The organism is Paenibacillus sp. AR247 (assembly GCF_002968895.1).
GTDB lineage: Bacteria > Bacillota > Bacilli > Paenibacillales > Paenibacillaceae > Paenibacillus_AQ > Paenibacillus_AQ favisporus.
Genome location: NZ_PCZT01000013.1, coordinates 5,310 through 15,538, shown reverse-complemented (window position 1 = coordinate 15,538; position 10,229 = coordinate 5,310). Strand labels below are relative to the sequence as shown.

Here is a 10,229-nt window from a genome sequence, read left to right as displayed (position 1 = left end):
CTAATGTGACGTATGCGATGTCCAATGCAAAGACTGTTACTCGCTTCATTCCGCCTTCTCCAACAACGTCTCTGTAGTGAGCGTAAAGCCCTCAATAACAGCATCTTCGTCAACCTCAATCATAATGCAACGTTTGCCTTGAAAGCTCACCTGTTTGATATACCTTAAATCCTGGGGACTGATGGTAATCGTAGCTACCTTGGTATCGATCTTGATCGATTTGGACGTGAATTTCGGGATCACGCTGTTCGCCTTCAGTTCATAGTTCTTATCGTCCACGATGGTCTCGAACGCCCGCTCCACGGCTTCCTTGGTCACGTTGTCCACGCCGCTTGCGGTCAGCACGCGTTCCACATCGGTGTAGTCCAGCTTCGCCGGTTCTTCCTCATCCTGGTGGGATTCAATCACTTGATGGATCTCCTCGTACACGTGTGCGATCGTGGCTGAGTCCAGCTGTTCACCCGCCACTTCCTTCACAATGTCTTCAAAGATCTCTCGCTCTTCCATCGCCGTCACAGACCGTTCCGCATTCAACACATCCGAGATGAAACGCTCATTCGGATCGTTCGATTTCCCCGTAGCATAGAGAACCCGGTTCACGTCGGAGTAATTGTCCGTCACGCTGGGATAGAAGAACCCTTGCTCCGGTGTGCTGAGCTTGATAATCGGATCGGCAATAACATTGTACTTAAACTCTCTCTCCACATAGTCGAACAAGAGCGCCTTCCGCTGCTTCTCCGTAGAGTTCACGCTGCATAAAATGAACGGATGTCCGAACACTTCGTCGTTCCCGGTCTCCTCTGCTGCATCATTCCTCGCCTTGGTCGGCCGGTAGTATTGTCCGCGTACGAATGTGATGACCGTATCCCGTTCATACGTCGTGTCCGCCAACATTTTGTTCACGAGCAGCATCATCAGATCCTGCCACTCCTCCGGATCTCCCGTCTGGATCGCTTGGTGAAGCAGCACCTTCGAAGGGTCCTCCGCTTCCTCCTGAAACTTGAGCTCGAACAGCTTATGATCCAATTCACCGGTCAGCAGCTTTTTGAAATTGCCCATGTACAGCTCCTGCTTCTCCCGGTCCACTAACTCAAAGGGATTCCGCTCCCAGTGATAAATTTCGTTCGTTTCTTTCATAATGTACACGTTCAGAATATCGAAAATCTTCATCAATTCATTATCCATCTTAAACTGCTTGCGAATGTGCGCGATTTCTTTCTTGTTCATAGTTCGTCAGACAACTCCTAGAGAGTAAAATTGGCTTTATCAGTATAAACGAAACAAAAACCCTTCGCTATACAGAATGAACTAAAGCCATGTTATAGGCCGCTATCGGGCGTAATAACAAGAAGTTCGATGCACAACTCTAGTTCAATCGATATAGACGGGGTTCTCGTCAAATACGAAAGGTATTGATTCTCAACACGTGCTGCGCCGCAGCTCATAAAAATACTGCACAACAGGATGCTTTAACTTCATTTTCTCGGACATGTTTAGAATCCGCTTTTTCCCGACGCGTCTGTCCACCAAAGCCAGAATATTCAATAAAATATCTTTGCTCTCGATGTTTTCTTCTATAGAAGTAGATAAAAATTGATTAGCTAGCGCGACAAAATTGGATTTACTTAATGAAGCCTGTGCTGACATTAGCTCCTTAGCATACCCTGTTATTTTTCGGTTTCTGGCAATGACTTTTAGACGATCCTCCGGAACGGTCCCTTTGGTATCCTTTCGGACCGCTTCCATTTCTTCAGCGCTGATCGGAATTTGGACATCCGGGTCATTCTTAATTTCCAGCTCCGTCTGATACCACCTTATTGGACTCGCTTTATCATTCATTCGGAGGACGTCCTTTTTATCTACCGAAATATAACAAAGCCCTGCTTTATCCGGTAAATAACGATAACCCGTTGCACGGTATTCAACCCTTCCAACTAACGCAGGACTGAGAAAACTCTCCAGCTGCTGCTTCAATTTACTCCAGGACATGGTTCCTCCTCTATTCTCAAACCAAGCTTTCTTTTATTGAAAAAAAGCTATCGTTTCATTGCGCCTCTGTTCAGTATGAATAACCCCCTGCTAAAAAACAACCTACAAAGTCCGCACTTTCATTCTCCTTCGTTTCGGGGTCACACTTTTTCAGTACGATCCGGAACAAATCATCGAGGTCCTTCGTTTCAAAATCAACCAACGCCGCTCCAACGTGGCCCAAGTCCTCGTGGATAACTTCGGGATCGGCGGCATTACCAATGTGGAAGATGACATGAACCTGTTCCTGGGTGCCTGATTTCTGCATCTAAACCAAAAAGAAGACACACAGGAGGATCCTGTTGTCTTCTTTTCTTTTATAATGAACTGCCTTTTTTATCCCAGCACTAACTCAAAACGGGCGAAAATATCTTCTTCATACCACATCGTGAAATTCGTTCCCCATGTGGTGTTCAATAGTGTAAACGTAAATTTATGGTTATCTGGATGGTATTTGTTGTTATAACTTAGATTGTTGTGTGTTCCGATTCCCAACAGAGGGGCATCCATAGGTTTAATGTTGATTTTTTTATCGCTGCCATCGTAAATTAACTCTTCAATCATGTGCTGCAGCTTATTTCCGTGACCTACCACTGCGAAAGGTGAAATCACGGTATCCATTTTACGAATCTTCGTTAAGTACGGCGAATTCAAACGTGGTGTCATGTCAAAAGAATAAATTTCCGGATAACGAATGGCATCTTTATCCTGTAATAAAAGTGCAATTTCAACTTTATCTCCAAATTGATATTTAACCTTCACCACTCTTGGAGCACCATACTCCTCCACAGCTCTTTGGCTATATTTTAAAGTGGCAATCATCGAATCATTTTCCTTAACTAATTTAATAACATATGGTGTGAAATGTTCATTCCATTGAATGCGTTTTTGAATCTCCATTCCTGGCTTTAAGAAGTCAATGGCCCACCAATTATGCTGCAGCTCACGCAAATAGTTGTAACGCAGGTTATCATAGTCATTTTGCCCGGCAATGGTATAGCTCAGCACCCCGAGTTTGTTGTCCTGATCAAAGTAGAGGATTCCATCCTTTTCTAAGTGGGTAATAGAACCATCGCTAGCAAACATCACTTGATACCCGTTGATCGAAATCAATTCTTCCAAACCACATTCAATCCCTTGGTTTTCAAAGATATGATAGGGAACTTCGATCCGTTTTTTAATGTGATGTTGATCTTCAGGCTCCAAACAAGCGATTGCACGATCAATGTTCTTGCGTTGTTCTTTCCAGGAAGACTCATAAAATTTGTACGAACGATCCGTCCACTCATTATAAGTAAATTGCATTTCGCCAACCGTTGCATCTTTAACAATGCCATAAGCATAAGTTAAATCAGCATCGGTAATTTGGTCTAAACTACGCGCTCGCTGGAAATCTTTCTTTTCATAATTCATATAGTCACTGAAATAGCGTTTGATATCCATTCCCCAAGTATGCTCTGGAACTAACATCGCATAGAAATTAGCATCATCATTTTCTATGTTGTGATCAGACATGTAATTCGTTAAAATCCGGTAATCCCGAATGATTTTCGGATCAGACATCGTTCCGTGAATCCAGGTGTCCCCAATCTCCTCTGTGATCACTGGCAGTTGGTCACGTACTTCCCAAAGTTCATTGGCAAACTGATCCATAGAAGTCATTTCAAGCTCATAGTCTGGATACTCATTCGCCATTTTTGACAAATACGCGTTAATTTTCTCCTTTGTTCCTGGACCACTATTATCGTGAGTGTGCATAAACGCCAGTTTGTTATCCATGCAGTCCACTCCGATGACGCCGCCATAGTCGTCTGAATAAGAGACAATGATCTCACTTTCGCCATGCTTCCATAGAAATGTATCTGGAACTTCTGGAATGGAGCTCGAGCCATTTACACCAATGTGTAGAAATTTAATTCCTTGACGATATAACTCATCAACAATCCCGATCGTATGTCCTGGGACGTCCGTCATTTTTGCGCTTGTTGTTGTGTATCCATAACGAGCATCTAACTTCTTTGAGATGGAAATGATGTAATGTAACGTTTGAGGTGCCATCGCTTCAGAGTGAAACGTACACGGGATCGCGTGCCAGCGTATGTAACCTTTCTTTATGGCGTCGTCCAGCTTTTTACAAGCTTCTTCATTCATGTTTTTGAAGTAATATTCAATAATAAAGCTGCCTGTTGTCCAAACAAAGTCTTTGCCCTCTTTTCTTAGGTCTTCCGCTAAAGTGATTGCGTTTTGAATGTAATCATGGCAATACTTGTGCAATACATTTTCTGCCAAATCGGTAAAACCAATGTCTAAATGAGTTTTGTTGACCACATAGATTTTTTTCATTTCTATCATCACGCCTTTCTTAGTCATCATACGTCGTGAATATCTACTAACAAGAACATGAATTTGGATCGTGTTATCTGATATGATAAACGCCGAAACGATATCATTCTTTGAACGAACGAGACAACATTTTGTATGGTGTGGACATGATGATGAATAAAGGATCATTGTACTGGCGATGTGCTTCGCATATTCTATGCTGCCCGTTTACTTCAACAAGAAAAACGTCTATCGACGTACCTTCAAAGAAGACAGACCGCGTTTAAAGGAAGTTTTTCTTGCAATATCAGGAAGCCATGGCTCTGGTGTTTATACTTTCTGATATTATAAAAAAGGAACAGCTGCCGGCGTACGGCATTCTGCTCCCTTGTTTTAAGCTATCGTATTCCGTTAGTTGAACAGGCAGCCGAGTCTCATTAGTTGCCTTGTTTCTATATCGAATTTAATGGGTTATCATTTCCTTCCCATCTCTCCCCCTAGTTTCTCCAATCCAAATCGAACCCAAAAGCAAGACAGCGCCGATAAGTTGTTGTAAAGTCATCCTCTCTCCTATAACCAGGACTGAAATTAGGAGAGAAGTTAGGGGATCGATATAACTTAATACAGCGATGCTTTGGCCGTTAAGTACTTTCATTCCGGCAAAGAAAAAATAAAAACCGATCCCTCCATGAACGATACCCAGCACAAACATCAAAACAATCGCAGTACTGTTAATCGCATTGAAATTGATGCCCTCGCTAAACAGCACAAATGGGAATAACATTACAACTGACAAACCTAGCTGCAGAAGCGTACTTGCCAGCCCATCCAGGTCCCGAATAAACTTATTGACCAGTGTCAATCCTGCATAGAAACCCGCCGCGACTAGTCCATAGCCAATACCAAGCAGATGGTTACCGGATGCTTCCATCCTACCGTTTTGTAAAATGAAGAACAAGCCTAGCAGAGCAGTGCCGATACATATTGCCTTTTTGAGCGACAGCTTTTCTTTCAAAATGAGGGGTGAAAGTATAATAACTAGAACAGGCGCAAAATAATAACTTAAAGCCGCAGTCGCAATCGTTGTTTCCTTGTATGCCTGAAACAAAAAAATCCAGTTACCGCTAAGAGTAATGCTCGCAATGAAAAGAACGGTAGCATTTTTCTTCACACTGCGCCAAAATACTTTCTGCTTTGTCCATACGAAAACGACAAGTAGAAATAGGGCCCCAATCAAGCTCAAGAAAAATGCAATTTCACTAGAAGACATATCGATATATTTTGCAAACACACCTACCGCACCGATAATTCCCAGTCCGATCGAAGAGACGAGGATATTGCTATTGCCCAAAATTCTTTGCTGCATTTGTTAACCCCTCATTCTATGTTTGTTGTCGCTCTGACTCCTCCATCTTGATTAACAACTGGCTCTCGGAAGGGATTCTCCCTTTCTCGATGTCTTCGTATATCGACAGTTTGTTATTGACGGCGTCGAGCGCTTCAGCTAATTCGTTCTGGCGGCGAAATAAATCTTCCTTGTACTGGTTTAAGATCGCTTTGCGCTGTGGAATCGTGGAATCACCATCGAGCGCAAGATCCACCATCTCCTTCAGCAACGACAGCTTCATCCCTGTCGCCCGGAAACATGTCATCAGCCGGATCCAATCTAGGTGATCTTGTTCGAACAGTCGATTCCCGTTCTTATCTCTCTTAATGTAAGGGAGCAATCCCTCCTTCTCGTAAAAACGATCGTATGAGCCGGGCAACCAAGCCGCTCTGAAGCTTCTTTGATCGTGAATGCCATTGGCCGGATCTCCCTCCTTATCGGTTATTTTCAGACGGAATCGGCTGGTTCTTCCTCATCCTAAGCCTTAAAGTTCACTTTAAGGCAAGCGTTATTTTGGAGACAGCTGTTAACGTCTGAACTACTAGTTATCATTATAATGCCCATCATCGACCCTAGGGGGCTGTGAAAACTGGAGCTATAATAGAGGCACCTTCGGCGTTAAAATACGCACAATGTTCGTTCCAATATCGTTTATTTTCGAATTCTTCTTGCTTACTCAATGGACACTTCGTGCATCTGAGTGTTCTACCAAACAAAAGTCGGTACTAAACAGGGAAAAAGGCAGCTAGATTAAATACTCGCTGCCTAAACTAAACTGCCCGTTAGCTTAATGTCTGAAGCCAGTTTAGCTTTGTAACTCCGTTTATGCAGACATCAGCTTTACGCACTCAGTTCTTATGTTAAAAACTACATCTGGAATGAGAATTATCAACCACGGTTAACCATATATGTTGTTGTCTTTTTCGGCAAACAATATATGATCTTTGTCGTCGGGTTTTGACAAGAACATATATCGTTTAAACAAAAGAAGCCGCAGCTACGCGGCAGTTAAGCATATATGATGAAATAACATGCAAGCTAGTAATTACAGCTATGTGAGGGCTGGTGATACGAGAAAGTTTAAAGGGCCTGAAGAATACGAACATTGATTTCCTTTTTGGGAGGGTTTTTATTTGCTTTCAATAACTGATATCAAAGCCTTTATAGTTTTGATTGGACACAACAAATCGCTTATGTCTGATTGGGAGCCATCGGAAACAAATGCTTATTTTCTGTAGCTTCTGTAATAAAAGTAACTATCATTTTCCATATAAAATTGGTTATCCCCTATAGGCGTTCGTCTTTCAAGCAATTTAAATCCACATTTTTCAGCCAATTTGCTCGAGGGAACATTGGCACAATTAATTGTCAGGATTAAATACTTAACATCAGATACCTCAAAGCACCATTCTGCCAAGGCACTTATCGCTTCTCTGGTATATCCGTTCCTTTGATGTTTTTCCGACATGAAATATCCCAGTTCGATTTCATTTAGCTTCTCTTTAAGCCCCCACTCCTATGCTACCAATCATCTCATCGGTATTTGGCAAGGCAATCGCGTAGGAACGGCCAATGGAAATATCCGTATTATCCGATTGCTTTTGATACTGATCAATCAACTCATAATAATCCTTCGGATGTGCGCGTCCGTCGGCCCAATCTGGCATATAACGGTATACAGCCGATTCCCTGGCAATTGAATAAAATCTTTTAGCATCTTTTTTTTCCAATGTTCTTATAACAACATTTTGAGTTTCTATGCGCATGGCAGATACTCCTCCTAATACAAATTTTGTTCGCTGCTCATTTGTTTACCTATTAACATACACACAATTGACAGGGGGACACGTTACATTCACTAACGGCTTTCGTCTTCAAGTCCCTTCGCCAATTCTTGTTTCAATTCTGCTGGACTCATGTGAAGTAAAGAAAAGAGCTTTTCATCGTTTAAAAAGTCATCTGCAGTATAGTCAGGCTTGTGCTTCAAACAGTTTATCACACACTTTTTTGGAAAGTACGTTTATAACTAAACTATACTGCCCGTTAGCTTAATGACATGAGCAGGCTGCTACAGCCTGCTCAACATTAAGTTTTATTCAACTAACGTTTCCCGTTATTCAACATGTGACATTTATTTTTTAGTTTTTCCATGATAGTATTTTCCATCATAAACCCCATCTTTCCATACGATATCACCATTACCTGCTAAAGCCTCAATTTTTAGGTGGTCTGAGGATTCATCCAAATTATCGAAATAGGTAAACCAAAATCGTCCTTGATCTGTTGAAACAATTTTTGCTTGTTGATTTACTGTCGTTTGTCTTACGATCACATTTTGTATTTCGTCATCGATAATCAACCCTGCGAATGTCAGTTTTGGAATGTTAGGGTCATTTGTCATTCCCCAAGTAAAACCATCTATTGGGTTTAGCTCGGCATTTCCACTTATATTCCAGTATTTTGTTTTATTAGAAAAGTAAGCATGCCGGAATCCCGATTCGTCTTTATACAAGACAATCATTCCATTTTCTACTTCTTCTTGATACAGTAACTCAAATGGTTTACCTGTCTTCTCTAATAATTTGTCAATTTTATCCTCAGTCGATGAGCAACCTGTAATAAGAATCATTAGTAAAATAAACAAAAAAATCCTTCTCACCAAAATCACCACCATACCTTCTTATGAAGTACAAATTCCAATAAACAAACTTCACCTGCATGTTTTATGTATTTAGACGTTATCAAATGATTAAAGTTCCATATTTTAACAAAACACCAAAGCTACCCTTATTATACTAACCTGCCGGTTAGCTTAAGGCGATAATGCCAAATAAATTAATGCCTTACCTTCAACCCTTCAGTTTCTGCTCTTGCGCTTCCTGACTCGCCTGCCCTCTATGTGACTCGTCGGTAAAAAGTTGTCCATTTCATTTCGATCTGTCGCATAGCCTCGGTTGCAGTTATCAGTCCGCCTTCCACTCCTGATACACCCGAAGAAAACGATCATCGATCTCCTTCTGTTTGTGCAACCTCAATACCTTCCGCCTGTCGTTGCCAGTTTTTCTTACGCTCCTGTTCAGCTACGTATGCCAGGAGGCTTATAACTGATCCTCCATCCTCTTACCGAAGTCACCCATTGTTTTAAAATTCCGTCTGTCGAACAAGATTTCATTATCCAGGCAGACAATGTCCGCCAACGAGAACTTAAATGAAGCAACAGATGGAATGGGTAGACAAATAACAATTGAGTCTGATTATGTAACTTATGTTACTAATGAAAAAATAAGCCATTGTTTCGCCGGATCGGGGCAATAACAATGACTTATTAATATTATTATTTCATTTCATTGATATATTCTTGAACAAAACTATTAATCTGTTTTTTGGTAACTAGTAAACATAATGCTGGTCCAGTTTCAGTAGCAATATATTGATTTATTTCTCCTGCATCTAATACAAATATTAGCCTAAAAAGAACATCATCTATACCGTTTCTTGGTGATTCAGGAATGTAATATATAGATAGGCCAGGATCTTGTGTTGTAAATACCTTTGGAGTGATTGTATCTATAATTTTCATATCCAAAAAAGCAGATATTAGCTCCTTCTGTAAACAAGAAATATCGGCTTTCAATTCTGGAAAGCTAGTACCAAACCGAAAAAAGACTGTGCTGATTATACCTTCTTCTTCTTTTTCTTTTAATATAATCTCAAATTCACAACCATTAAATGGGTACGCTGCATCCTTTAAGATTGCCATCCTTCTCCTCTTCTCTCGATAAATTTACCAACTTCAATTACTAAGTTGCCAAACTACCGTTCGTTGTGCAGGTTAATCCTTTTGAGATAGAACGTTTCAGACTTTAGTGTGGGATGGAACGATTCGATAGGAGCATTATCAGCGGCGTACCCTTACGGGACATGCACATGGGTAATGCCTTTTCCTTTACCGCCTCTTGATATGCCTGTGACGTATAGACGCTGCCTTGATCGCGTTGGAGCATGGTACCTTTGGTAGAAGGCAGCTTACTCAGCGTATCTAAAACAATTGCCATGTCTTGTTTGTCTGCTATAATGTACGCCACAATCTCCCTTTTACCTCATGTTAAACACCTTTATTCCATCCTTTAAGCGATCTATCCTACCCGTTAGATAAGTAAAAAGGCAGCCGGCTTTTGGGTCGGCTGCCTTCAAATGTCTTCATTAAGCTAACGTTTCCCGTTAGCGCAGCTGCTAATGAAAATTAATCACCATTGCTGTCTTGTCGTCCGATTTCTTAAAGCGGATATGTTGAATACACTCAGGATCGCATTCTTCAAGTTCTATTAATTCTTGAGTATATAGTTTTATACCTTTATTCAACATGCTTCGCGCAACAAAGCTCCAATACGAACTCTGTTCGGGCACGATATTTGTTGGTAAAAACATCCCATCAGTCAACAAAATGATATGTTTTAAACACGTCAGATTAATTTTTCCGTATTCGAAAAAA

General features: G+C 41.2%; 9 protein-coding genes and 4 pseudogenes. All 13 read right to left on the bottom strand.

Annotated elements, in window-relative coordinates; genetic code table 11:
* Positions 1–45: 45 nt before the first annotated feature.
* The gene (locus tag CPT76_RS24375; protein ID WP_105444763.1) at positions 46–1,227 is read right to left on the bottom strand and encodes a DUF4317 domain-containing protein; all 1,182 of its coding nucleotides are present in this window, start codon (positions 1,225–1,227) and stop codon (positions 46–48) included.
* Between the two features lie 192 nt (positions 1,228–1,419).
* Positions 1,420–1,989 (bottom strand): SF0329 family protein, encoded by a 570-nt coding sequence (locus CPT76_RS24370; protein WP_105444762.1) that lies wholly within the window; start codon positions 1,987–1,989, stop codon positions 1,420–1,422.
* A gap of 375 nt (positions 1,990–2,364) precedes the next feature.
* On the bottom strand, positions 2,365–4,371 hold the full coding sequence (locus CPT76_RS24365) for a DUF5054 domain-containing protein (RefSeq protein ID WP_181153022.1): 2,007 nt from the start codon (positions 4,369–4,371) through the stop codon (positions 2,365–2,367).
* Between the two features lie 442 nt (positions 4,372–4,813).
* Complete coding sequence (locus CPT76_RS24360; RefSeq protein ID WP_105444760.1) at positions 4,814–5,716, bottom strand: DMT family transporter; 903 nt, start codon at positions 5,714–5,716, stop codon at positions 4,814–4,816.
* Positions 5,717–5,732: 16 nt separating this feature from the next.
* Positions 5,733–5,978 (bottom strand): MerR family transcriptional regulator, encoded by a 246-nt coding sequence (locus tag CPT76_RS40400; protein ID WP_258168766.1) that lies wholly within the window; start codon positions 5,976–5,978, stop codon positions 5,733–5,735.
* Positions 5,979–6,008: 30 nt separating this feature from the next.
* Positions 6,009–6,077: pseudogene (locus CPT76_RS40395) on the bottom strand (MerR family transcriptional regulator); the annotation flags it as partial.
* An 885-nt stretch (positions 6,078–6,962) separates the two neighbouring features.
* Entirely contained in the window at positions 6,963–7,217 is a 255-nt protein-coding gene (locus CPT76_RS42285) for a GNAT family N-acetyltransferase (RefSeq protein WP_374954730.1), read from the bottom strand.
* A gap of 22 nt (positions 7,218–7,239) precedes the next feature.
* Positions 7,240–7,503 carry a GNAT family N-acetyltransferase gene (locus tag CPT76_RS38465; protein WP_219845462.1) on the bottom strand — a complete coding sequence of 88 codons (264 nt, stop codon included), beginning with the start codon at positions 7,501–7,503 and terminating at the stop codon, positions 7,240–7,242.
* A 365-nt stretch (positions 7,504–7,868) separates the two neighbouring features.
* Positions 7,869–8,381: a hypothetical protein gene (locus tag CPT76_RS24345; protein WP_219845461.1), complete on the bottom strand. Its 513-nt coding sequence runs from the start codon at positions 8,379–8,381 to the stop codon at positions 7,869–7,871.
* 368 nt (positions 8,382–8,749) lie between these two features.
* Positions 8,750–8,931, bottom strand: a pseudogene (locus tag CPT76_RS40390) (recombinase family protein); the annotation flags it as partial.
* 140 nt (positions 8,932–9,071) lie between these two features.
* Positions 9,072–9,497 carry a hypothetical protein gene (locus CPT76_RS24335; protein WP_105444758.1) on the bottom strand — a complete coding sequence of 142 codons (426 nt, stop codon included), beginning with the start codon at positions 9,495–9,497 and terminating at the stop codon, positions 9,072–9,074.
* Between the two features lie 83 nt (positions 9,498–9,580).
* Positions 9,581–9,828 (bottom strand): annotated as a pseudogene (locus CPT76_RS40385) (hypothetical protein); the annotation flags it as partial.
* A 142-nt stretch (positions 9,829–9,970) separates the two neighbouring features.
* Positions 9,971–10,229, bottom strand: a pseudogene (locus CPT76_RS38460) (protein phosphatase 2C domain-containing protein); the annotation flags it as partial.

Coding starts and splice junctions, on each gene's coding strand:
- CPT76_RS24375 (WP_105444763.1), bottom strand. CDS start 1,227: ATGAACAAGAAAGAAATCGCGCACATTCGCAAGCAGTTTAAGATGGAT.
- CPT76_RS24370 (WP_105444762.1), bottom strand. CDS start 1,989: ATGTCCTGGAGTAAATTGAAGCAGCAGCTGGAGAGTTTTCTCAGTCCT.
- CPT76_RS24365 (WP_181153022.1), bottom strand. CDS start 4,371: ATGAAAAAAATCTATGTGGTCAACAAAACTCATTTAGACATTGGTTTT.
- CPT76_RS24360 (WP_105444760.1), bottom strand. CDS start 5,716: ATGCAGCAAAGAATTTTGGGCAATAGCAATATCCTCGTCTCTTCGATC.
- CPT76_RS40400 (WP_258168766.1), bottom strand. CDS start 5,978: ATGAAGCTGTCGTTGCTGAAGGAGATGGTGGATCTTGCGCTCGATGGT.
- CPT76_RS38465 (WP_219845462.1), bottom strand. CDS start 7,503: ATGCGCATAGAAACTCAAAATGTTGTTATAAGAACATTGGAAAAAAAA.
- CPT76_RS24335 (WP_105444758.1), bottom strand. CDS start 9,497: ATGGCAATCTTAAAGGATGCAGCGTACCCATTTAATGGTTGTGAATTT.